This window comes from Micromonospora sp. WMMD730, assembly GCF_049178955.1.
Classification (GTDB): Bacteria; Actinomycetota; Actinomycetes; order Mycobacteriales; family Micromonosporaceae; genus Micromonospora; species Micromonospora wenchangensis.
Window position 1 is genome coordinate 1,638,794 of the sequence record NZ_JBMHML010000002.1, and the last position, 22,002, is coordinate 1,660,795.

The window sequence follows — 22,002 nt, forward strand, 5'->3', positions numbered from 1 at the left end:
CCGGGGGGAACGGCCGGAACGGGCCGCCCGCAGCGGCGATGATGGGCGGGTGGGGGAGGACCGAGGCACGAGCACCGGGACGACGACGGAGACCCAGCCGCGGCGGGCCGCGGGGACGGGACGTACCGCCGACCCGCCCGGCGGGCTGTCCGGGCTGGGCCCGGCCAGCGGCCTGGCGGCGCTGCGCGGCCTGCTGGCCCGCCCGCTGACCTCCTACTACCTGTTGCTGTCCAGCGCCGGCCTGCTGCTGCTGATCGGCCTGACCATGGTCTTCTCGGCCACCAGCGTGCGCGACTACGCCGAGGCCGGCGACGCCGCCGCCTCGGTGACCAAGCAGGCCATCTTCGCGGTGATCGGCATCGTCGCGTTCTGGGCCTGCCAGCGGCTGCCGGCCACCACCTTCCGTTCGCTGGGCCGGCCGCTGCTCGGCGGGGCCGTGGTGCTGCTGCTGGTGCTCAACCTGCTGGTCGCCCTGGAAGCGCTGTTCGGGGTGACCTCGGTGGGGCCGCTGCGGGCCCACCTGCTCTGGCTCTACCTGGGGCCGATCCAGGTGCAGCCCGCCGAGCTGACCAAGCTGGCGCTGGTGCTGTGGGGCGCGCACGTGATCGCCCGCAAGGGCGCGGCACTGGGCTGGTGGCGGGAGCTGGCCACCCCGCTGTTCCCGGTGGTCGGCCTGCTGTTCGTCCTGGTCGGCTACAACGACCTGGGCAGCATGCTCTGCCTGCTGGCCATCGTGGTCGGGCTGCTGTGGGCGGCCGGGGTGCGGCTGCGGGTCTTCGCCGCGCTGTCCGCGGTCGGCCTGGTCGGGGTCGGCCTGCTGATCGCGGTGGCCTCGCTCGGGGCCGGCTCCGGGGCGCGCGGCCAGGAGAACTACCGGCTGGCCCGGCTCACCTCGTTCCTCGACACGCCCGACCCCAAGGTCTGCGCCGAGCAGGCGCTGGAGGGCTGCTGGCAGATGGTCCAGGCGCGCAACGCCATCGAGCACGGCGGCTGGTTCGGCGTCGGCCTGGGTAAGAGCAGCATCAAGTTCGGCTGGCTGCCGGAGGCCCACAACGACTTCATCTTCGCCGTCATCGCCGAGGAACTGGGCGTGGTCGGCTGCACCGTCATCCTGGTGCTGTTCGCCGTGCTGGCCTACACCGGGCTGCGGATCGCCCGCCGGGTCGCCGACCCGTTCCGCCGGCTCGCCGCCACCGCCGTCACCGCGTGGCTGGTCGGCCAGGCCGTGATCAACATCGGTGGGGTGACCAAGCTGCTGCCGCTGACCGGCGTACCGCTGCCGTTCATCTCCGACGGGGGCAGCGCCCTGGTCGTCACCCTGGCCGCGGTGGGCATGCTCGCCTCCTTCGCCCGCGCCGAGCCCGACGCGGCCCGAGCCCTGCACGCCCGTCCGCCCGCCCGATGGGTCCGACTAGTCTGGGCCCCGTTGCCGCCGCTTCCCGGTGCGCGGAGCCGACCGGCGTCGCCACCGGCTGCCCCGGGGTCCGTACCCCGGGCGCGCGGGCGGCGACCCGACGATCAGGCCGTACCGCGCGGCGTCCGGCAGGACCGGACCCGGGGCGGGCCGGCGAGCGAGAGGAGACGCTGATGGGTCCGCTGCGTTCGGTGGTGCTCTGTGGAGGGGGCACCGGTGGGCACATCTACCCGCTGCTCGCCTTCGCCGACTGCCTGCGCCGACACGACCCGGGCGTCCGGATCACCTGCCTCGGCACCCCCAAGGGCCTGGAGAACGAGCTGATCCCGCCGGCCGGCTACGACCTGCGGCAGATCCCCGCCTACCAGCTGCCCCGCTCGGTCAACATGGGCCTGGTCCGCACCCCGGACCGGATGTGGAAGGCGGCCCGCGCCGCCGGCAAGGTGATCGACGAGGTCGCCGCCGACGTGGTCGTCGGCTTCGGCGGGTACGTCTCCGTCCCCGGCTACCTGGCCGCCTGGCGGCGCGAGATGCCGATCGTCATCCACGAGGTGAACGTCCCGCCGGGGGTGGCCAACCGGCTCGGGATGAAGTTCACCAAGAACATCGCCGTCGGTTTCCCGCACCAGCCGGCCCAGGCCGAGGCGCTGCGCGACGCCCGGGTGGTCGGGGTGCCGCTGCGCCGGGGCATCGCCGGGCTGGACCGCAACGCCGTGCGGGCCGCCGCCCGCGCCCACTTCGGACTCCGCCCCGACCTGCCGGTGCTCTTCGTCGCCGGCGGCTCGCAGGGTGCCCGGTCGATCAACCTGGCGGTCTCCGGCGCGGCCAAGGAGCTGGCCCGCAACGGCGTGCAGGTGCTGCACGTGATGGGCGCCCGCAACGAGCCGGTGCCGATCCCCACCGACCTGCCGGTGCCGTACGTGGCGCTGCCCTACCTGTCCGAGATGGAACTGGGCTACGCCGCCGCCGACCTGATGCTGGCCCGGGGCGGGGCGATGACCTGCGCCGAGGTCGCCGCCATCGGACTGCCCACCATCTACGTGCCGTACCCGCACTCCAACCAGGAGCAGAAGCGCAACGCGCTGCCCGTGGTGGAGGCCGGCGGCGGGCTGCTCGTCGACGACGCCGAACTGACCCCGGCGTGGCTGGAGCGCACCGTGCTGCCCCTGCTGCGCGACCCGCAGCGGCTGTACGCGATGGGTGCCGCCGCCGCCGCGTACGGGCGACGCGACGGCGACGTGGCCCTGCTCAACTTCGTCTACGAGGCGGTGGCCCGGTGAGCCGGTCCAGCGCGACGGGAAGGTACCTGGCATGAACACCGCGCAGTTCACCCCGGCCGGCACGCTCACCGCGGAGGACCTGGGCCGGATCCACCTGATCGGGGTGGGCGGGGTCGGCATGAGCGGCCTGGCCCGGCTCTTCCTCACCCGGGGCCTGCCGGTCTCCGGCAGCGAGCTGCGCGAGTGGCCGTCGCTGGCCGGGATGCGGGCGCTGGGCGGCACCATCCACATGAGCCACGAGGCGACCAACCTCGACGGGGTGGACACCGTGGTCTACTCCTCGGCCATCCCGCAGGACCACCTGGAGATGGTTGAGGCGCGGCGGCGCGGGCTGCGGGTGCTGCACCGCTCCGAGGCGCTGGCGGCGGCGATGACCGGCCGGCGGACGGTGGCGGTGGCCGGCACCCACGGCAAGACCACCACCACCTCGATGGTGACCATGGTGCTCCAGCAGGCCGGGGTCGACCCGTCCTTCGTCATCGGCGGGGAGATCTCCGAGGTGGGCTCCGGGGCGCACCACGGCACCGGCGAGCACTTCGTGGTCGAGGCCGACGAGAGCGACAGGTCGTTCCTGATCTACCGCCCGTTCGTCTCGATCATCACCAACATCGAGGCCGACCACCTGAACACCTACGGCGACCTGGCCACCCTGGAGGCGACCTTCGCCGAGTTCGCCCGGCTCACCGACCCGGCCGGGTTCGTCATCACCTGCGCCGACGACCCGGGCGGGCGGCGGCTGGCCGAGACGCTGCGCGCCGAGGGGCGGCGGGTCTGGACGTACGGCGAGGCGGCCGACGCCGACCTGCGGCTGTCCGAGATGGCCTCGTCGGCCCAGGGGGTTCGCTACCTGGCGGCGCTGGACGGCCGGTCGCTGGGCGAGATCCGGCTGCCGGTGCCGGGGCGGCACATGGGGCTCAACAGCGCCTCGGCGGTGCTCGCCGCCCACCTGCTCGGCCTGCCGGTGGCGGCGGCCGAGGCGGCGCTGGCCGCGTTCCCCGGGGTACGCCGACGCTTCGAGCGTAAGGGCGTCGCCGACGGGGTGCTGGTCTACGACGAGTACGCCTACCACCCGACCTCGATGACGCTGGCCCTGCAGACGCTGCGGGAGGTGGCCGGCGACGGCCGGCTGATCGTGGTGTTCCAGCCGTACCGGCTCTACCGCACCCGCGACCTCCAGGCGGAGATCGCCGCCGCCCTGGGCATCGCCGACGAGCTGGTGCTGCTGGAGGTCTTCGGCCCCGGTGAGCTGCGCCAGCCGGGCGAGGGGTCGGCGGCGTTGCTGGCGGCGGTACCGCTGGACGCGGCGCACAAGGTCTTCGTGGACTCGTTCGACGACGCGCCGGTGGAGGTGGCCCGCCGGGCCCGCCCGGGCGACGTGGTGGTGACCATGGGCGCTCCGCCGAGCTCGCTGCTGGGTGACCAGCTGCTCGACGCGCTGACCGCCCGGGTGACCGGGCCGGCGACCGGGTCGGGCCGGGACGGCACGGCCTTCACCACCGGATGAGTCCCGGCCCGGCCCGGGGCCGGACCGGCCGTGCCACGGGCGCGGACGGCGGCCCCCGACGTGGTCCGGTGCGGCGCTGGCAGCTCGTGCGGGCCGGCAGCGACGCCGTCCCGCCGTCCACCCGGCGGTTCATGGCGCGGGCCCGGCAGCGGCGGATGCGGGCCGCCCTGCCCTGGGCGGTGCTGGCCGGGGTGCTGGTTCTCGTCGCCCTGGTGGCCTGGACGGTGCTCGGCTCCGGCCTGTTCGGGGTGCGCGAGGTCCGGGTGGAGGGGGCCCGGCTGGTCACCCCGGTCGAGGTGCGCGACGCGGCGGCGGTGCCGGACGGGGTGCCGCTGGCCCGGGTGGACCTGGCGGCGACGGCCCGGCGGATCGGCGCGCTGCCCCCGGTACAGCGGGCCTCGGTCCGCCGCGACTGGCCGGACACCCTGGTGGTGACGGTGGTGGAGCGCACCGGGGTGGCGGCGGTGCCCCGCGACGACCGGTTCGTGGTGCTCGACGCCAGCGGGGTGGTGTTCCGCGAGCTGCCCCGCGCCCCGCAGGGACTGCCGCTGGTGCGGTTGGCCACGCCGGGGCCGGACGACCCGGGTACCCGGGCGGCGTTGCAGGTGCTGGCCGTCCTCACCCCGCAGCTGCGGGCCGTGCTGGTCGAGGTGGGCGTCGAGGGGCTGGCCCGGATCGGGTTGCGGCTGCGCGACGGGCGGACGGTGGTGTGGGGCGACGCGACCCGCAGCGAGGACAAGGCGCGGGTGGCGACGGCGTTGCTCGGTCGGAAGGCCGACACGATCGACGTCAGCGCGCCGGACGTGGTCACGTTCCGGTGAGGTCCGCAGCGAACGTGAGTCGTTACGCTCCCGGCGGCGACACGCCGGTGAGGTCCTTGGCTCTCGGCGTGGGGGCGCTTACGTTGCCCCGAAGAGGATCAGTGGTTGACATAACTGTAAGCCTCTAGTAGAGGGTTAGGGTTCACCACTGATCCTCGCTGGTGACAGCTCGTCGACCACCGGTCTGGGCCACGCCGTACCGGGGCGCTGCGAGCCAATCTCGAAGGGAAAGGACCGGAGATGACACCTCCGCACAACTACCTGGCGGTCATCAAGGTCGTCGGCATCGGCGGCGGCGGCGTCAACGCCGTCAACCGCATGATCGAGGTTGGGCTCAAGGGCGTCGAGTTCATCGCGATCAACACCGACGCGCAGGCGCTGTTGATGAGTGACGCCGACGTCAAGCTCGACGTCGGCCGGGAGCTGACCCGGGGGCTCGGCGCGGGCGCCAACCCCGACGTCGGCAAGAACGCCGCCGAGGACCACCGCGACGAGATCGAGGAGGTGCTCAAGGGCGCCGACATGGTCTTCGTCACCTGCGGCGAGGGCGGCGGCACGGGCACCGGCGGCGCGCCGGTGGTCGCCAACATCGCCCGCAAGCTCGGCGCGCTGACCATCGGCGTGGTGACCCGGCCGTTCTCCTTCGAGGGCAAGCGCCGCCAGGTGCAGGCCGAGGCGGGAATAGACGAGCTGCGCAACCAGTGCGACACGCTGATCGTCATCCCGAACGACCGGTTGCTCGCGCTGGGCGACCGGGGGATCAGCATGATGGACGCCTTCCGCACCGCCGACCAGGTGCTGCTCTCCGGTGTCCAGGGCATCACCGACCTGATCACCACGCCCGGCCTGATCAACCTCGACTTCGCCGACGTCAAGAGCGTGATGAGTGGGGCGGGCAGCGCGCTGATGGGCATCGGCAGCGCCCGGGGCGAGAACCGGGCGGTCGAGGCGGCCGAGGCGGCCATTTCCAGCCCGCTGCTGGAGCAGAGCATGGACGGCGCGCGGGGGGTACTGCTGTCCATCGCCGGCGGCTCCGACCTGGGCCTGTTCGAGATCAACGACGCCGCGCAGCTGGTCACCGACGCGGCCCACCCGGACGCGAACATCATCTTCGGCGCGGTCATCGACGACGCGCTCGGCGACGAGGTGCGGGTCACCGTGATCGCCGCCGGCTTCGACGGGGGCACGCCCGCGTACAAGGCGTCCGAGTCGCCGCGCAAGAGCAACCAGAACCAGCCCACGCCGCAGGCTCCGGCGGTCACCGCACCGGCCGTCATGCCGCCGCCGCAGCAGTCGCCGCGCCGGGTGCTCTTCGACGACGTCGACGTGCCCGACTTCCTCAAGAACGGTTCCTGATCCCGCCGATGACGGACAACCACGTCGGCGACCACGCCACCCCGCCCCCGGCGGGCACGTCCCCGGTGGGTCGCGCCACCGCGTCGCCGACCGGGCGGCCCGGCCGATGACCGCTGCGCCGGATCCGGTGGGTGCCGACCGTCGCGCCGCGCTCGCGGCCGGGCTGGCCGCGGTGCGGGCCCGGATCGCCGACGCCTGCGCCGCCGCCGGCCGGGACCCGTCCGAGGTGACGATGATCGCGGTGACCAAGACGTACCCGGCCGGCGACGCGGTCGCGCTGGCCGGGCTCGGGGTCACCGACCTGGGGGAGAACCGGGACCAGGAGGCGGCCCCGAAGGCGGCCGAGGTGGCGGCGGCCGGCGCGGCCGTCCGCTGGCACTTCATCGGTCAGTTGCAACGTAACAAGGCCCGCTCGGTGGTGCGCTACGCCGACGTGGTGCACTCGGTGGACAGTGTGCGGCTGGCCCGCGCGCTGGGCACCGCCGCCGAGTCCGGACGGGACCGTCCGTTGACGACGTTGGTGCAGGTCAGCCTGGACGGTGACCCGGCGCGTGGCGGCGCCCTGCCGGACGCGGCCGACCCCGACCGGGGGCTGCGCCCGGTGGCCGAGGCACTGGCCGGCGCGGCGGCGCTGCGGCTGGCCGGGCTGATGGCGGTGGCGCCGCTGGGCTGGGAACCGGAACGGGCGTTCGCCCGGCTGGCCGAGGTGGCGGCGGCGTTCCGGGTCGGGTATCCGACGGCCACCGTGCTCTCCGCCGGGATGAGCGGCGACCTGGAAACGGCCATCGGATACGGCGCGACACATGTCCGCGTCGGCAGCGCGTTGCTCGGAATGCGTTCCACGCTGCGGTAGCCTGACCGCGGTAGAAGCAAATTACATCAGTGTTGTTCAGGGGTGGCGCCCCCGGTCGGGGGCCACGACGGGCGAGCCGCGAATCGCACGTCGGGGATTGCCGCTCTGATCCGGTGGGCATGGAGTCCACTCGCGATCATGGCGACACGGCACGGGGGTGCGTGCCGCACGGCGGACGGAAGGGCGCGGGATGGGTGCACTGCGCAAGGCGGGGGTCTGGCTCGGTCTCGTCGAGGAGGACGACGAGCGGGGCTACGACGAGGGCTACGACAAGCCCGGCTACCGCGAGTCGCGGTACCGGTCGAGCCGGTACGCCGAGGAGTTCGCCGACGACGACGAGGACGACGCGGAGGAGCCGCCGGCGCCGCGTCCGCGCCTCGGTGACCGGGGCCGGCTGAGCGAGCGGTCGAGCCGGCTGGCCGACGCCGACCGGGCCGACGACGAGCGGTCGGAGCGTGCCGAGCGGCCGGAGCGCCCGGAGCGGGCCAGCGTCCGGTCGATCACCCGGTCCGGGGGTACGGACACCTCGGGCGCGCTGAGCTACCACACCCGGGACAATCTCGCGCTGGCGCCGCAGGCGTCGCCCCGGGAGCGGCCGGTGGTGGCCGAGGAGGAGCAGCGCTACCAGATCACCACCCTGCACCCGACCACCTACCGCGAGGCGCGGACCATCGGCGAGCACTTCCGCGACGGTGTCCCGGTGATCATCAACCTCACCGAGATGGACGAGGCCGACGCCCGCCGGCTGGTGGACTTCGCCGCCGGGCTGGCGTTCGGGCTGCGCGGTACGATCGAGCGCGTGACCAACCGGGTGTTCCTGCTCTCACCGGCCAACGTCCAGGTCACCGCGGAGGACAAAGCCAAGATCGCTGAGGGCGGCTTTTTCTCCCTGAGCTAAGTCCACCCGACCGAGGGACGTCGCTGCCGTGTTGTCGATCATGTTCCAGCTGCTCTACCTGATCTTGTACGTCTTCCTTATCGTGCTGCTGGCCCGATTCGTTCTCGGTGCCGTCCTCCAGTACGGTCGTCGGTGGCAACCGGGGCGTGGCGCGTCCGCCGGACTCGAGTCCGTGTGGAGCGTCACTGATCCGCCTCTGAAGGCGTTGAGGCGGGTGATCCCCCCACTGCGAATTGGTACCGTGAGCATCGACCTGGCCTCCCTTGTGCTCCTGGTTATCCTGTTCGTGCTGATGAGGTTTGTGTTAGATCCGCTGATCAGGAACTTCTCCTGACCAGCGCGCGCTTTCGCGGCCGCAACTGACCCGAGGAGTTTCGATGCCGCTGACACCGGCCGACGTGCACAACGTCGCCTTCAAAAAGCCGCCGATCGGCAAGCGGGGGTACGACGAGGAGGAGGTCGACGCCTTCCTGGACGAGGTCGAGCGTGAGCTTGCCCGTCTGATCGAGGAGAACAACGAGCTGCGCGCCCAGGTGGAGCGCGGCGGTCGTGGCGGGGCCCCTGCCGGCCCCGGTGGCGATGCCCGGCTGGCGGCTGAGCTCAACGACGTCAAGGCCCAGCTCGACCGGGTGCAGCGCGACAAGGCCGCCGCCGAGCAGGCCGCCCGCGCCATGCAGGCCGAGCTGGAGCAGGTCCGCACCACCGGTGGCCCGGCCGTCGGCGGCGACGGCGAGCAGCAGGCGCTGCGGGTGCTGATGATGGCCCAGCGCACCGCCGACGACCACGTCTCCGACGCCCGTCGGGAGGCCGACCAGCTGCTCTCCGAGGCGCGCTCCAAGGCCGAGGAGGTCACCCGCGAGGCGCGGGCCAAGGCCGACGCGCTGGAGCGTGACGCCCGTCAGCGGCACCAGGAGGCCATGGGCGGCCTGGACGCCAAGCGGACCGCGCTGCAGAAGCACATCGAGGAACTCAAGCAGTTCGAGCGCGAGTACCGCACCCGGCTCAAGGCGTACCTGGAGAGCCAGCTGCGGGACCTCGACGGTCGGGGCCAGGGCCTCGAGGCCGAGATGACCCGCGCCGAGGGCACCCGTGCCGTCGGCGGCAACGGCCTCGCCGCGGCCGGCCTCGCCGGCTCGTACGGCGGCGGTCGCTCCGGCGCCCTCGAAGCAGGTCGCTGATCCACGGTCGGCGACCGTCCCCCGACGGTCGCCGACCCAGCCGACGACCCACGACGCGGCGGGGGTGAGCTGTGCTAGTCGCCAGTCTGCTGCTCATCCTCGTCGCGGTCGTCCTGCTGGCGTTCGGTCTCGTCGACGGCTCCAGCACGTTGTTGACCAGTTCCATCGCGGCCAGTCTGCTGGCCGCCGTCGCGTTGGTGGCCGGTGCCCGCCAGGCAGCCGTCACCCGGGCGAGGGCGGCGGACCAGGCGCGGGGTCGGGGCGCGACGGAGTCCCGCCCGACCACCCCGCCGGCCGCGACCACGCCGTCGGACGAACCGACGACGTACCCTGCGACGACGTTCGGCACCGGTGACGCCGGGTGGCGGCAACCACCCGGCGCGCCGGTGGCCGGCGACCCCGTCGACGTTTCCACCCGCCCCGACGCCGGCGCCTGGGAGCCCGACGCGGAGGCACCCTGGGAGCCCGTCGTCGTGTCCGCCGCGCCGGACCGGACGAGCTCGGGCCGCACCGAACCGGCGACCGACCGTGCCCCCGATCCCGATCCCGACCGGCTCGACCCGGACGACCCCCGGTGGGACCCGGTCACCGACCCCGACCGGCCCGACCCGGACGACCCGGCCTGGGCGGCCGGGGACGATCTCGCGCCGCCCTGGGAGCACTCGGACGACGCCGCGTCGCCGTGGGACCCACCGGCCCAGCGGGTCCCGCCCGCCGACGCCGCCCGGGTCGCCCAGCTCGACGCCGAGGTGCGGGTGGTCGACGGGCACCCTCGCTACCACCTGCTCTCCTGCGCCCACCTGATCGAACGGGAGCACGAGCCGCTGCCGGTGCACGAGGCGGTCTCCCTCGGGTTCACCCCGTGCGGCCTGTGCAACCCGGACACCGCCCTGCTCGCCGACACCTACCCCCGCTGAGGCCGGCGTCGATGCCCACGGACGACACGGTGACCGTCGCGGTGCGGGTCAAGCCTGGGGCGTCCCGGCCCCGGGTCGGCGGCTGCTTCACCGGACCGCACGGGCCCGCCCTGGTGGTCGCGGTGTCCGCGCCGGCCGTGGACGGCCGGGCCACCGAGGCGGCCCGCCGGGCGCTGGCCGACGCCCTGGGCGTCCGCCCGGCGGCGGTGGCGCTGCGCACCGGCGCGGCCAGCCGGGACAAGCTCTTCCTGGTGGACGGGGCGACGCCGGAGGTCACCGCGCTGGTGCGGCGGCTGCGCGACGGATCGGCCGGGTGAGGACGCCCCGGGTGGGGCGCCCGTGACGCCGGGACTGGATCTGGCCCTGCTCCTCGGGGCGGCCGTGCTGCTGGTGGCGATCGGCGCGGTGCGGTTCTCCACCCGACTGGGTGTGCCGAGTCTGCTGGTCTATCTCGCGCTCGGGGTGGCGATCGGCGAGGCCGGGCTGGGCATCCGGTTCGACGACGCCGAGCTGACCCGGATGCTGGGGTTCTGCGCGCTCATCGTGATCATCGCCGAGGGTGGGCTCACCGCGCGGTGGAGCACCCTGCGCCCGGTGCTCGGGCTGGCCGGCGCGCTGTCCACCGTCGGGGTGCTGGTCAGCATCGTCGTCGTCGGCCTGGTGGTGCACCTGCTGCTCGGGCTGGACTGGCGGTTGGCGCTGCTCTACGGCGCGGTGCTCTCCTCCACCGACGCGGCGGCGGTGTTCGCCACGCTGCGCCGGTTGCGGCTGCCGCCCCGGCTGGTGGCCGCCCTGGAGGCCGAGTCGGGCATGAACGACGCCCCGGTGGTGATCCTGGTGGTGCTGCTGTCGCGCACCGGGCCGGTGGAGCACCCGTGGTGGTTCGAGGTCTTCCTGGTCGGCTACGAGCTGGGGGTGGGCGCGGCGGTGGGGTTGGCCGCCGGGCTGGCCGGCCGGTTCGCGCTGCGTCGGGCGGCGCTGCCGTCGTCCGGCCTGTACCCGATCGCCGCCGTCGGGTTCACCGTGCTGGCGTACGCCGCCGGTGCGGTGCTGCACGCCTCCGGGTTCCTCGCCGTCTACGTGGCCGGGGTGCTGCTCGGCAACGCCCGACTGCCGCACCGGCAGGCGATCCTGGGGTTCGCCGACGGGCTGGCCTGGCTGGCCCAGATCGGGTTGTTCGTGCTGCTCGGGCTGTTGGCCACGCCGGAGCGGCTGCACACCGCGCTGGTGCCGGCGGTGGTCACCGGGCTGGCCCTGCTGCTGCTGGCCCGGCCGCTGTCGGTGCTGGTGTCGGCGTTGCCGTTCCGGGTGGGCCTGCGCGAGCAGCTCTTCCTGTCCTGGGCGGGGTTGCGCGGCGCGGTGCCGATCGTGCTGGCCACCATCCCGCTGTCGGCCCGGGTGCCCGGGGCGGACCGGCTGTTCGACGCGGTGTTCGTACTGGTGGTGATCTTCACGGTGCTCCAGGCGGGCACGCTCGCGCCGGCCGCCCGCCGGTTGCGGGTGACCGCCCCCGCCGAGCCGGCCGAGATCCGGGTGGAGACCGCCCCGCTGGAGCGGATGCGGGCGGACCTGCTCCAGTTGGAGGTGCCGGCGGGGTCGCGGCTGGCCGGGGTGCACGTGGACGAGCTCCGGTTGCCGGTGGGCGCGTCGGTGACCCTGGTGCTGCGCGACGGGGTGGGGTTCGTGCCGGGCGCGGACACCCGGCTCAAGACCGGCGACAGCATGTTGATCGTGGCGACCGCCGGGGTGCGGGACGAGGCGGAGCGGCGGCTGCGGGCGGTCAGCCGGCGGGGTCGCCTGGCGCGGTGGTTCGGCGAGTACGGCGAGGACCGGGACGGCTGATCTGCTAGTCTTCGTTTTGCCCCAATTAGCGGTTATTAGGGGCTGAATAGCGGTACGACAGTGCGGCACGTTGTCGGACGCCTGTACGTTCCGTATTCTTGCCAACCTCCGGAGTGCGCGGCCACCGTTGCCGTGCGCCCGTTTTGTTACCCGGGGACGCCACGTCGGCGGACCCTGTCCGGGCACCGCCGAGCGCCGCGTCCCGCGGCTGAGGGAGCTGACGATGGCGAAGCCAGCCGACACCAGGACGGCCGGTCGCAAACCTGCGGCGAAGGCCACCGCGCAGGCCACCCGCAGCACGGCGGAGACCGAGAAGATCCGGGCGGCCCTGGCGGCCCGCCGCGACGAGCTGCGCGCCGAGTACGATCAGACGCTGAGCGAGATCACCGAGCTGCAGCGCGACCGGCTGACCGACTCGGCCGGGGACGACCAGGCCGACACCGGCACCAAGACGTTCGAGCGTGAGCAGGAGATCTCTCTCGCCAACAGCATCCGGGAACGGATCACCCAGGTCGAGCGTGCCCTGGAGCGGCTCGACGAGGGCGGCTACGGATGGTGCGAGCGGTGCGGGAACCCGATCCCGGTGGAGCGGCTCGCGGCCTTCCCGTCGGCGACCCTCTGCGTGACCTGCAAGCAGCTGGAGGAGCGGCGCTGACATCCGCTCCCCGGTGACCTCGCGAGACGGCGGACCTGCGTCGTCGGGACAGTCGATGGGGAGTCGATGACCACAGCACCGACCGCCGGACCCGGCACCACCGAGCCGGCCGGCCGTACGCCCCGCCGCAGGGCGGTCGTGCTCCTCGTCGGCATCGCGCTGCTCGCGCTGCTGACGGATCTGCTCACCAAGCACCTCGCCCTGCAACAACTCGACGACCGCCCGCCGGTCCGCCTGCTCGGCGGGGCGGTCTACCTCACCCTGACCCGCAACAGCGGCGCGGCGTGGAGCATCGGCGCCGACCACACCTGGGTGTTCCCGCTGATCACCATCGGGGTGGTCGGCTGGATCACCTGGATGGCGCTGCGGCTGCGCTCGCTGCCCTGGGCGGTCTCCCTGGGGCTGGTGCTGGGCGGGGCGCTGGGTAACCTCGCCGACCGGATCTTCCGGGCACCCGGTCACTTCGTCGGGCACGTGGTGGACATGGTCAGCCTCTTCGACCCGTACGGCCAGGTCTGGCCGGTGTTCAACCTGGCCGACAGCTGCCTGGTCGCCGGGGTGCTGCTGGCCGTCCTGCTGGAACTGACCGGCCGGCAGCGCGACGGGCGACGGATCGGGGCCAGGGGCGACACCGCCCCGGAGGCGGCCGGGCCGTCCACCGGGCCGGTGTCCGCCGAGACCGCGCCGACCGACGCCGAACCCCGGGAGCGGGCATGACCTCCACCGCCACCGGTGGCGACCACCGGTCCCTGCCCGTCCCGGACGGCCTCGACGGCATGCGGCTCGACCAGGCGGTGTCCCGGCTGTTCGGGCTCTCCCGCACCGCCGCCGCCGCACTCGTCGACGCGGGGGACGCGCTGGTCGACGGCGCGGCCCGGCAGAACTCGCACAAGGTCAGGGCCGGCTCCTGGCTGGAGGTGACGCTGCCCGCCCCGGTCGCGCCGCCGACCGTGGTCCCGCAGGCGGTCCCCGGGCTGACCGTGGTCTACGCCGACGACGACATCGTCGTGGTGGACAAGCCGGTCGGGGTGGCCGCCCACCCCAGTCCCGGCTGGACCGGCCCGACCGTCATCGGTGGCCTGGCCGCGATCGGGCACCGGATCTCCACCAGCGGGGCCGCCGAGCGGCAGGGCGTGGTGCACCGCCTCGACGTGGGCACCACCGGGATCATGGCGGTGGCCAAGAGCGAGCAGGCGTACACCGCGCTCAAGCGGGCGTTCAAGTACCGCGAGGTGGAGAAGCGCTACCACGCGGTGGTCCAGGGGCACCCCGACCCGTCGCGCGGCACCATCGACGCCCCGATCGACAGGCATCCGCACCACGACTACCGCTGGGCGGTGGTCTCCGACGGCAAGCCGAGCGTCACCCACTACGACACCATCGAGGCGTTCCCGGCGGCCAGCCTGCTCGACGTCCGGCTGGAGACGGGGCGTACCCACCAGATCCGGGTGCACTTCTCGACCCTGCGGCACCCCTGCGTCGGCGACCTCACCTACGGCGCCGACCCGACCCTGTCGGCCCGGCTCGAACTGCGCCGGCAGTGGCTGCACGCCAGGTCGTTGACCTTCGCCCACCCGCGCACCGGCGACGACGTGACCTTCGTCAGCGAGTACCCGGACGACCTGGCCCGCGCGCTGACCATCCTGCGCGACTGACCGTGCGGCACGACCCGTCGGCCGGCCCGGGGCCGGACGGCGACGACACCCCGGCGACCGGCGTCCCGGCCGCCGGGACGTCCCGGCCGGCCCGCTGGCTGGTCACCACGGCGGTGTTCGCCGTCGGCGCGGTGCTGCTCGCCGCCGGCTGGTCGGCCCGCCGGCCGGCCCCCGTCGGTGACCGTACGGTCGGGCAGGTCACCCGGGTCGGGGTGCTGCCCGGGGACTCGCTGCCCGGCTACGCCACCGCCAGCCGGGCCGAACTGGCCGCGCTGACCGCCGGGGCGTACGCGCTGGTGAGTTTCGACAGGTACGTCGCGCCGGACGAGCTGCCGGCGCTGCTGGCCGGCGTCGAGGTCACGGCGGTGGTGGTCCGGGTGCCGCTGCCCGACCGGCAGACCGAGGTGGTCCGGCTGCCGGCGCAGCGGCTGCCGCAGGACGTGACCGCCGGCATGGCCGGCCTCGCCGACCGCAAGGACCGGGAGGCCGCCGACCAGCGCACCCGGGCCGCCGCCGGCACCGACCCGACGACCCGCCGGGGGTACGAGACCGGGGCGCAGGTCGCGGCGCGGGAGGCGGCCGGTTACCGGTCGGCGTGCGCCTGCGTCTACGCGGCGGTGGTCCGGGCCGAGCCGCCCGCCCTGCGCGCCACGGCCGGGCGGGACGGGGTCCGCGCGGTCGACCCCGCCCCGGAGGTGACCCGGCTGGACCGGACGGTGTTCCTGCCGCCGCTGCCGGAGCAGCGGGACGTGGCCCGGCCCCCCGCCGACACCGCCACGTCACCCGGCTGACCCGCTCCCGACCGCCCGGCCCGGCCCGGCCACCGACCGTGGGGCCGTCTGTCCGAGCGGGCCGTCCTGCCCGAGCGGCCCGGCGAAGCGGTCCGGGACGTCCCACCGCAGCGGGTGGACGTCCCGTCGACCGGCCAGGACGTCCGGTGGCGGGTTCCGGTGGGGGCGCGGGGATGGGCGATTCGTCGGAAGGAGCACCCGCTGTGATCGGTCCGGTACCGTCGCCGACCGGGGCGGGGTGGGGCCGGCCGGCGCCGACCCCCGCCCCACCTCCCCGGACGCCCGTCGCGGTGCGTCTCGCGTCCGATCGCGGTAAGTATTGTCCCCGGCAGATGTGTGCAGACCGGTGTGGTCCGAATAGGGTTTCGTTCGTAGCCTGTCAGGCGGAGATCGACGGCGCGGGAGGGCGAGCCTTGGACGGCACCGAGACCGGCTGGGGCCGGTCGGCCGAACCGGCACCGCGATGGCGGACGCTCTTCGAGCGCGCCCGCCTCGGCGGGCGCGCCGCCGAACCGGCGGAGCCGGACCGCCGGGGCGAGGACGCGACCCGGGAGCCGCTGCCCGGCCGGATGCCCGGCGGTGGCTGGTCCGGCCGGGGATCGGCCGCCGTGCCGCCACCGCCCGACCCGGGCTACGGCCCCGATCCCGGCTACGGCCCCGACCCGGGCTACCGCGCCGGCGCCGCCTACCGGGCGGACCCGGGCCACCGCGCCGACCCCGGCTATCCGGTCGACCAGGGTTACCGGGCCGACCCGGGGTATCCGGCCGATCCCGGCTACCGCGCCCCCGGCGGCTACCCGGCCGACCCCGGATACCTGCCGGAGCCGGCCCGGCCGCCGGAGCCGCCGGTCGTCCCGTCCCGCTACGCGCTGCTCGACAACGGCTACCGGGCCGAGCCGCCGCCCCCCGAGTCCCGCTACGCGCTGCTCGACAACGGCTACCGCGCACCCGGCTACGCACCCCCCGAGCCGACCTACCAGCCGCCGCAACCCGCCTACCCCGAGCCGGCGGCGTATCCCGAGCCCGGCTACCCGGCGACGCCGACGTACCAGCCGGAGCCGGTCTACCAGCCCGAACCGACGTACCAGCCGGAGCCGACCTACCAACCGGAACCGACGTACCAGCCCGAGCCGGCGGCGTATCCGCCGGCGGTGACCGCCGACCGGGGCTACCCGGCCCGGATCGAGCCCGCCCGCATCGAGTGGCGTCAGCAGGGCCCCCAGGACGAGCAGGAACGGGCCGCCGGCATCCTCCGCCGCGACCTCGGCACCCCCCGGGTGCTGGCGTTCGCCAACCCCAAGGGCGGGGTGCACAAGACCACCGCCACGGTGCTCGCCGCCGCCACCGTCGGCAGCGTCCGGGGCCGGGGCGTGCTCGCCTGGGACGACAACGAGCTGCGCGGCACCCTCGGCCTGCGCGCCGGCAGCGCCCGGCACGCCCGGACGATCCGGCACCTGATCAGCGACCTGGCGCACATCGAGATCCGCGACGGCGCGGAGCTGCTGGAATCCCTCGACGACTACCTGCGGCACGCCTCCGACGGCTCGTACGACGTGCTGGCCGGGGAGGAGAGCCCCCGGTTCGCCCAGCGGCTCGACCAGTTCACCGTCAAGCGGGTGCTGGAGCTGCTGCGCCGTACCCACGACGTGGTCTGCGTGGACACCGGCAACAACGTGGAGAGCCCCAACTGGCGGACGGTCATGCACGCCGCCGACCAGCTCGTGGTGACCACCGTGCCCCGCGAGGACGCCGCGTTCAGCGCCGACTGGATGCTCGACCTGCTGCACGAGGAGGGCATGGGTGAGCTGGCCGACAACGCGGTCACCCTGATCTCCTGCCCCACCCCCGGCCGGTCGACGCTCCAGGACGACCTGGAGCGGCACTTCGCCACCCGCACCCGGGCCGTCGCCGTCGTGCCGTACGACCCGGTGCTGGAGACCGGCTCGTCGATCGAGTACCACCAGCTCCAGGCGGAGACCCGGGCCGCGTGGCTGCGGGCGGCCTCGGTGATGCTGGAACCGTTCGCCCGGTGAGGGGTGGTACGGGCTCCGCCGCCCCGCCGTACCGCCCGGCCTGAGAGGATCATCGGGTGAGCCCGGACACCCCCGATCCGCACCGCCCCGCCGACACCCCGGCGGGTGCCGCGCCCACCCCGCACGCCGTCCCGACCGGGACAACGGCCGACGGACCGCCCGCTGACGGGCCACCGGCCGGGCCCGGGTACGCCCCGACCCCGCCGGGACCCGAACCGACCGCGCCCGGCCACGCCGCGACCGGACCCGAACCGACCGCGCCCGGCCACGACCCGGGTGGGTCGTACCTGCCGTGGCCGCCGCCGTCCGGCTGGCCGGTGCAGCCGGTGCAGCAGCGGCCCCGGCACACCCGGGCGGTGGCGGCCGGCCTGGTGCTGGGCCTGACCGCGTTGGGGGTGCCGCTGGGGCTGCTCTGGGCGGCGCTGGCCCCGGACACCCCCGTGCTCAAGACCGCAGAGGGGGCCGTCTACGCCCAACCCCAGCCGGAACAGCCGATCGCCGCCGACGGCTGGTTCAGCCTGCTCGGGATCGGGTTCGGGGTGCTCGCCGCGATCGCGGTGTGGACGCTGCTGCGCCGCCGCCGGGGTCCGGTGAACCTGGTCGCGCTGACCGTCGGCGCGCTCGGTGCCGCCCTGGTCGCCTGGCAGGTGGGCCGCCGGGTCGGGCTGGACGGCTACCAGCGGCTGCTCGACACCGCCCCCGCCGGCACGTCCTTCGGCAAGCCGGCCGACCTGCGGGCCGGGGGCATCGACCGGCTCTTCGGCGTGCTGCCCGTGCCGTACGGCAACCTGCTGCTGGCCGCGTTCGCCGCCGCCGTCACGTACACCCTGCTGGCCGGCTGGTCGCGGTGGCCGTCGCTGCGCCCGGAGCCGGAGCCCGGCGGCCCCGGCTGGCCGGACGCGCCGGGCACGGTCGGTGCGCCCGACGGGGGCGGCCCGCCGGGGGCGGCCGGTACGCCGGGCGAGGTCGGCCCGGCGGGCGGGGTCAGTTGGGGGCCGGCGGGGACGCCAGCTCCGACAGCGGCACCGGAACCGCCCGCACCTGGCGCAGCAGGGCCGACTCGCGGTTGAGTAGCCGCAGCTCGGCGCGGAGCCGGGCGGCGGTGTCGTCGATGGCGAGTAGCCGTTGCCGGTCGGTCAGGGTCAGCACGGCGGTGGCCGCCACCAGGTGCGACAGCACCGTCGGGTCCTCCGGGAGCTGCTCGGACAGCTCCTGCGGGTCGTCCCGGATCAGGCCCAGGTACTGCCGGAACACCGCGATCACCCGGGCCGCCAGCAGCTCGGCGGCCTCGTCCGGGCCGGCCGGCTCGGGCAGCCACTCGACGTCGGCGGTCAGGTAGGGGGCGGCCTCCCGGTCGACCCCGGCGACCCGGAACCGCCGCCGGCCCACCGTGACGATGTCGAAGCCACCGTCGTCCAGCTCGGTGACCTGCCGCAGCTCGGCGGTGCAGCCTACCTCGTGCAGGGTCACCTCGCCGCCGCCCGGGGTGGCCCGGCCCGCGCCCGGGGCGACCTCCCAGCCGGAGCGGATGGCCACCACACCGAACTCGCGGGGCACCCCCTCGGGCCGCCCGACCAGGTCCCGCACCAGGTGGCGGTACCGCTCCTCGAAGATGTGCAACGGCAGCACCAGACCCGGGAAGAGCACCGTTGCGAGGGGAAACACCGGCAGCCGTGCGGTCACGCGTCCGAGCGTAGCCCGATCCGGCGCGGTCGGCGTGTCCCGGCTCACCGTCCCGCGGTGCGGGCGGCGCGGGTCGCCCTGCGGGCCGCCGCCTAGACTCGGGGGCGTGTTGAAACGGATCGACCTGCGCGGCGGGGTTTCCGACCCGCGTCGCCTGCTGCCCCGTGCCCAGCTCGACGTCTCCGTGGCGGTCGAGCGGATCCGCCCGCTCGTCGAGGCGGTCCGGGACCATGGGTACCCGGCGATCCGGGAGGCCAGCGAACGGTTCGACGGCGTCTGCCCGCCGGTGCTGCGGGTCCCGACCGAGGCGATCACCGCGGCCGAGGGGGTGCTCGACCCCGACGTGCGGGCCGCGCTGCTGGAGTCGATCGCCCGCGCCCGTCGGGTGCACGACGACCAGCGGCGCACCGACCACACCACCCAGGTCGTGCCGGGCGGCACGGTCACCGAGCGCTGGGTGCCGGTCGACCGGGTCGGCCTCTACGTCCCCGGCGGGCTGGCGATGTACCCGTCGACCGTGGTGATGAACGTGGTGCCGGCCCAGGCGGCCGGGGTCCGCTCGCTGGTGGTGGCCAGCCCGCCGCAGCAGGACAACGGCGGCCTGCCGGACGCCCGGGTCCTCGCCGCCTGCGCGCTGCTCGGCGTCGACGAGGTGTACGCCGTCGGCGGCGCCCAGGCGGTCGCCATGCTGGCGTACGGGTCGACCGTCGACGCCGAGGGCACCCGGCGCTGCGCGCCGGTCGACATGATCACCGGGCCGGGCAACATCTGGGTGACCGCCGCCAAGCGGCTGCTGCGCGGCGTGGTCGGCATCGACGCCGAGGCCGGACCGACCGAGATCGCCGTGCTGGCCGACGACACCGCCGACCCGGCGCACGTCGCCGCCGACCTGATCAGCCAGGCCGAGCACGACCCGTTGGCGGCCAGCGTGCTGGTCACCCCGTCGGTCGAGCTGGCCGACGCGGTCGACCGGGAGCTGGCCCGGCAGGTGCCGGCGACCAAGCACGCCGAGCGGGTCGGCACCGCGCTCGGCGGGGAGCAGAGCGGCGTCGTGCTGGTCGACGACCTGGCCGACGGGCTGCGGGTGGTCGACGCGTACGCCGCCGAGCACCTGGAGATCCAGACCCGGGACGCCCGCGACTGGGCGCTGCGGGTGCGCAACGCCGGGGCGATCTTCATCGGGCCGTGGGCGCCGGTGTCCCTCGGCGACTACTGCGCCGGCTCCAACCACGTGCTGCCCACCGGGGGCTGCGCCCGGCACTCGTCGGGGCTGTCCGTGCAGTCCTTCCTGCGCGGGGTGCACCTGGTGGAGTACACCCGCGAGGCGCTGCGCGACGTCGCGCCGCACGTGGTGACCCTGGCCACCGTGGAGGACCTGCCGGCGCACGGGCAGGCGGTCGCCGTGCGGTTCGCCGGGGAGGCGTCGTGACCACCCTGGACGACCTGCCGATCCGCGACGACCTGCGGGGCCGGTCGCCGTACGGGGCACCGCAGCTCGACGTGGCGGTCCGGTTGAACACCAACGAGAACTCCTACGCCGTGCCCGAGCCGGTGGTGGAGGCGATCGGCAAGGCGCTCGCCGCCGAGCTGCGCGACCTCAACCGCTACCCGGACCGCGAGGCGGTGGCGCTGCGCGCCGACCTGGCCGGCTACCTCGGGCACGGGATCACCGCCGACCAGGTCTGGGCGGCCAACGGCTCCAACGAGATCCAGCAGCAGCTCCTGCAGGCGTTCGGCGGGCCGGGGCGCAGCGCGTTGGGCTTCGTGCCGGCGTACTCGATGCACCCGTTGCTGTCCCTGGGCACCGGCACCCGGTGGGTGCCGGCGCAGCGGGGGGTGGACTTCGGGCTGACCGCCGACGAGGCGGTCGCCGAGGTCCGGGCGCACCGCCCCGACGTGGTCTTCCTCTGCTCGCCGAACAACCCGACCGGCACCGCGCTCGACCCGGCGGTGGTCGCCGCCGTTCTCGACGTCGCCCCCGGCATGGTGGTCCTCGACGAGGCGTACGCCGAGTTCGCCCGGCCCGGCACGGTCAGCGCCCTGACCCTGCTCACCGGGCACCCGCGGCTGGTGGTGACCCGGACGATGAGCAAGGCGTTCGGGTTCGCCGGTGGCCGGCTGGGTTACCTGGTCGCCGACCCGGCGGTGGTGGCGGCGGTGCAGCTCGTCCGGCTGCCGTACCACCTCTCGTCGCTCACCCAGGCCGCCGCCCGCGCGGCGCTGGCCCACCGCGACGTCCTGCTGGGCACCGTCGACGCGATCAAGGAGCAGCGGGACCGGATCGTGACCACCCTGCGGGCCCGGGGGCACCGGGTGGCCGACAGCGACGCCAACTTCGTGCTGTTCGCCGTCGGCGACGACCAGTCGGCGGCCTGGCGGACCCTGCTCGACGCCGGGGTGCTGGTGCGCGACGTGGGCCTGCCCGGCTGGCTGCGGGTCACCGCCGGCACCCCCGCCGAGACCGACGCCTTCCTCACCGCGATGGAGAAACTGTCATGAGCCGCACCGCCCGGGTGGAACGGATCACCAAGGAGACCAAGGTCCTCGTCGAGATCGACCTCGACGGCACCGGCCGGGCCGAGATCAGCACCGGGGTCGGCTTCTACGACCACATGCTCCACCAGATCGCCCGGCACGGCGGTTTCGACCTGACCGTGCGCACCGTCGGTGACCTGGAGATCGACGCCCACCACACGATGGAGGACACCGCGCTGGCGCTGGGCGCCGCGTTCGACCAGGCGCTGGGGGACAAGGCCGGCATCCGGCGGTACGGCTCGGCCACCGTCCCGATGGACGAGGTGCTCGTCCGGGCCGCCGTCGACCTGTCCGGCCGCCCGTACGTGGTGCACGACGAGCCGGCGCTGTCGCCGTACATCGGGCCGGTCTACCCGACCAGCATGACCCGGCACATCTGGGAGTCCTTCGGCCAGGCGGCCCGGGTCACCCTGCACGTGGACGTGCTGCGCGCGGCCCGGCCGGGTGGTCACCCGGACGCCCACCACGTGGTGGAGGCCCAGTTCAAGGCGGTCTCCCGGGCGCTGCGGGAGGCCACCGCGCTCGACCCGCGCACCGCAGGTGTGGTGCCCAGCACCAAGGGCGCGCTGTGAGCGGCCCGCTCGGGG

The 22,002-nt window shown here is 74.8% G+C and carries 21 protein-coding genes and 1 pseudogene; 21 read left to right on the forward strand and 1 reads right to left on the reverse strand.

Going from position 1 to position 22,002, the window contains the following annotated elements; all coding sequences use genetic code 11:
* Positions 1-172: 172 nt before the first annotated feature.
* From ACN265_RS07465 to ACN265_RS07550, 18 genes and pseudogenes are all read left to right on the forward strand, one after another.
* Complete coding sequence (locus ACN265_RS07465; protein WP_204927883.1) at positions 173-1,588, forward strand: FtsW/RodA/SpoVE family cell cycle protein; 1,416 nt, start codon at positions 173-175, stop codon at positions 1,586-1,588.
* Positions 1,588-2,694 (forward strand): undecaprenyldiphospho-muramoylpentapeptide beta-N-acetylglucosaminyltransferase, encoded by a 1,107-nt coding sequence (murG, locus tag ACN265_RS07470; RefSeq protein WP_088643040.1) that lies wholly within the window; start codon positions 1,588-1,590, stop codon positions 2,692-2,694. The genes ACN265_RS07465 and murG overlap by 1 nt, the downstream gene beginning before the upstream one ends.
* Before the next feature lie 31 nt (positions 2,695-2,725).
* Positions 2,726-4,198 (forward strand): UDP-N-acetylmuramate--L-alanine ligase, encoded by a 1,473-nt coding sequence (gene murC / locus ACN265_RS07475; RefSeq protein WP_204927757.1) that lies wholly within the window; start codon positions 2,726-2,728, stop codon positions 4,196-4,198.
* A complete protein-coding gene (locus ACN265_RS07480) occupies positions 4,195-5,019 on the forward strand; it encodes a cell division protein FtsQ/DivIB (protein WP_421406512.1) in 825 nt (274 codons plus the stop codon). Before murC ends, ACN265_RS07480 begins: the two co-directional genes overlap by 4 nt.
* A gap of 240 nt (positions 5,020-5,259) precedes the next feature.
* Positions 5,260-6,375 carry a cell division protein FtsZ gene (gene ftsZ / locus ACN265_RS07485; RefSeq protein ID WP_088643043.1) on the forward strand — a complete coding sequence of 372 codons (1,116 nt, stop codon included), beginning with the start codon at positions 5,260-5,262 and terminating at the stop codon, positions 6,373-6,375.
* Between the two features lie 106 nt (positions 6,376-6,481).
* Positions 6,482-7,228: a YggS family pyridoxal phosphate-dependent enzyme gene (locus ACN265_RS07490; protein ID WP_357931154.1), complete on the forward strand. Its 747-nt coding sequence runs from the start codon at positions 6,482-6,484 to the stop codon at positions 7,226-7,228.
* A 190-nt stretch (positions 7,229-7,418) separates the two neighbouring features.
* Positions 7,419-8,126 (forward strand): cell division protein SepF, encoded by a 708-nt coding sequence (locus ACN265_RS07495; protein WP_204927754.1) that lies wholly within the window; start codon positions 7,419-7,421, stop codon positions 8,124-8,126.
* 28 nt (positions 8,127-8,154) lie between these two features.
* Complete coding sequence (locus ACN265_RS07500; RefSeq protein ID WP_088643046.1) at positions 8,155-8,460, forward strand: YggT family protein; 306 nt, start codon at positions 8,155-8,157, stop codon at positions 8,458-8,460.
* A 43-nt stretch (positions 8,461-8,503) separates the two neighbouring features.
* Positions 8,504-9,304 (forward strand): DivIVA domain-containing protein, encoded by an 801-nt coding sequence (locus ACN265_RS07505; protein WP_088643047.1) that lies wholly within the window; start codon positions 8,504-8,506, stop codon positions 9,302-9,304.
* A gap of 695 nt (positions 9,305-9,999) precedes the next feature.
* A pseudogene (locus ACN265_RS07510) lies at positions 10,000-10,221 on the forward strand (hypothetical protein); the annotation flags it as partial.
* An 11-nt stretch (positions 10,222-10,232) separates the two neighbouring features.
* Positions 10,233-10,538 (forward strand): DUF167 domain-containing protein, encoded by a 306-nt coding sequence (locus ACN265_RS07515; protein ID WP_420118618.1) that lies wholly within the window; start codon positions 10,233-10,235, stop codon positions 10,536-10,538.
* Positions 10,539-10,560: 22 nt separating this feature from the next.
* The gene (locus ACN265_RS07520) at positions 10,561-12,063 is read left to right on the forward strand and encodes a potassium/proton antiporter (protein WP_145920974.1); all 1,503 of its coding nucleotides are present in this window, start codon (positions 10,561-10,563) and stop codon (positions 12,061-12,063) included.
* A 223-nt stretch (positions 12,064-12,286) separates the two neighbouring features.
* A complete protein-coding gene (locus tag ACN265_RS07525) occupies positions 12,287-12,718 on the forward strand; it encodes a TraR/DksA family transcriptional regulator (RefSeq protein ID WP_204927750.1) in 432 nt (143 codons plus the stop codon).
* Between the two features lie 66 nt (positions 12,719-12,784).
* Positions 12,785-13,435: a signal peptidase II gene (gene lspA / locus ACN265_RS07530; protein ID WP_204927749.1), complete on the forward strand. Its 651-nt coding sequence runs from the start codon at positions 12,785-12,787 to the stop codon at positions 13,433-13,435.
* Positions 13,432-14,373 carry an RluA family pseudouridine synthase gene (locus ACN265_RS07535; RefSeq protein ID WP_088643052.1) on the forward strand — a complete coding sequence of 314 codons (942 nt, stop codon included), beginning with the start codon at positions 13,432-13,434 and terminating at the stop codon, positions 14,371-14,373. Before lspA ends, ACN265_RS07535 begins: the two co-directional genes overlap by 4 nt.
* A gap of 2 nt (positions 14,374-14,375) precedes the next feature.
* Positions 14,376-15,164, forward strand: coding sequence for a hypothetical protein (locus ACN265_RS07540; protein ID WP_204927748.1), 789 nt, complete (start codon positions 14,376-14,378; stop codon positions 15,162-15,164).
* A 413-nt stretch (positions 15,165-15,577) separates the two neighbouring features.
* The gene (locus ACN265_RS07545; protein WP_421406513.1) at positions 15,578-17,197 is read left to right on the forward strand and encodes an AAA family ATPase; all 1,620 of its coding nucleotides are present in this window, start codon (positions 15,578-15,580) and stop codon (positions 17,195-17,197) included.
* A 56-nt stretch (positions 17,198-17,253) separates the two neighbouring features.
* Positions 17,254-18,267: a DUF2567 domain-containing protein gene (locus ACN265_RS07550; protein WP_421406514.1), complete on the forward strand. Its 1,014-nt coding sequence runs from the start codon at positions 17,254-17,256 to the stop codon at positions 18,265-18,267.
* Here the strand turns inward: ACN265_RS07550 and ACN265_RS07555 are convergent.
* Positions 18,182-18,880 (reverse strand): LON peptidase substrate-binding domain-containing protein, encoded by a 699-nt coding sequence (locus ACN265_RS07555; protein WP_421406515.1) that lies wholly within the window; start codon positions 18,878-18,880, stop codon positions 18,182-18,184. The two genes, ACN265_RS07550 and ACN265_RS07555, sit on opposite strands and share 86 nt — an antisense overlap.
* Before the next feature lie 106 nt (positions 18,881-18,986).
* On the opposite strand from ACN265_RS07555, the gene hisD reads away from it, so the two are divergent.
* From hisD to hisB, 3 genes are read left to right on the forward strand one after another with little or no spacing between them, the layout of a single operon-like run.
* Positions 18,987-20,309 carry a histidinol dehydrogenase gene (hisD, locus tag ACN265_RS07560; protein ID WP_204927744.1) on the forward strand — a complete coding sequence of 441 codons (1,323 nt, stop codon included), beginning with the start codon at positions 18,987-18,989 and terminating at the stop codon, positions 20,307-20,309.
* Positions 20,306-21,379, forward strand: coding sequence for a histidinol-phosphate transaminase (locus ACN265_RS07565; RefSeq protein WP_204927743.1), 1,074 nt, complete (start codon positions 20,306-20,308; stop codon positions 21,377-21,379). Before hisD ends, ACN265_RS07565 begins: the two co-directional genes overlap by 4 nt.
* Positions 21,376-21,987: an imidazoleglycerol-phosphate dehydratase HisB gene (hisB, locus tag ACN265_RS07570; RefSeq protein ID WP_088643058.1), complete on the forward strand. Its 612-nt coding sequence runs from the start codon at positions 21,376-21,378 to the stop codon at positions 21,985-21,987. The genes ACN265_RS07565 and hisB overlap by 4 nt, the downstream gene beginning before the upstream one ends.
* The last annotated feature ends 15 nt before the right edge of the window (positions 21,988-22,002 follow it).

What these genes read in the sequence shown, in the direction of transcription:
- murG (WP_088643040.1), top strand. Translation starts at nt 1,588, where the DNA reads ATGGGTCCGCTGCGTTCGGTGGTGCTCTGTGGAGGGGGCACCGGTGGG.
- murC (WP_204927757.1), top strand. Translation starts at nt 2,726, where the DNA reads ATGAACACCGCGCAGTTCACCCCGGCCGGCACGCTCACCGCGGAGGAC.
- ACN265_RS07480 (WP_421406512.1), top strand. Translation starts at nt 4,195, where the DNA reads ATGAGTCCCGGCCCGGCCCGGGGCCGGACCGGCCGTGCCACGGGCGCG.
- ftsZ (WP_088643043.1), top strand. Translation starts at nt 5,260, where the DNA reads ATGACACCTCCGCACAACTACCTGGCGGTCATCAAGGTCGTCGGCATC.
- ACN265_RS07490 (WP_357931154.1), top strand. Translation starts at nt 6,482, where the DNA reads ATGACCGCTGCGCCGGATCCGGTGGGTGCCGACCGTCGCGCCGCGCTC.
- ACN265_RS07495 (WP_204927754.1), top strand. Translation starts at nt 7,419, where the DNA reads ATGGGTGCACTGCGCAAGGCGGGGGTCTGGCTCGGTCTCGTCGAGGAG.
- ACN265_RS07505 (WP_088643047.1), top strand. Translation starts at nt 8,504, where the DNA reads ATGCCGCTGACACCGGCCGACGTGCACAACGTCGCCTTCAAAAAGCCG.
- ACN265_RS07515 (WP_420118618.1), top strand. Translation starts at nt 10,233, where the DNA reads ATGCCCACGGACGACACGGTGACCGTCGCGGTGCGGGTCAAGCCTGGG.
- ACN265_RS07525 (WP_204927750.1), top strand. Translation starts at nt 12,287, where the DNA reads ATGGCGAAGCCAGCCGACACCAGGACGGCCGGTCGCAAACCTGCGGCG.
- lspA (WP_204927749.1), top strand. Translation starts at nt 12,785, where the DNA reads ATGACCACAGCACCGACCGCCGGACCCGGCACCACCGAGCCGGCCGGC.
- ACN265_RS07535 (WP_088643052.1), top strand. Translation starts at nt 13,432, where the DNA reads ATGACCTCCACCGCCACCGGTGGCGACCACCGGTCCCTGCCCGTCCCG.
- hisB (WP_088643058.1), top strand. Translation starts at nt 21,376, where the DNA reads ATGAGCCGCACCGCCCGGGTGGAACGGATCACCAAGGAGACCAAGGTC.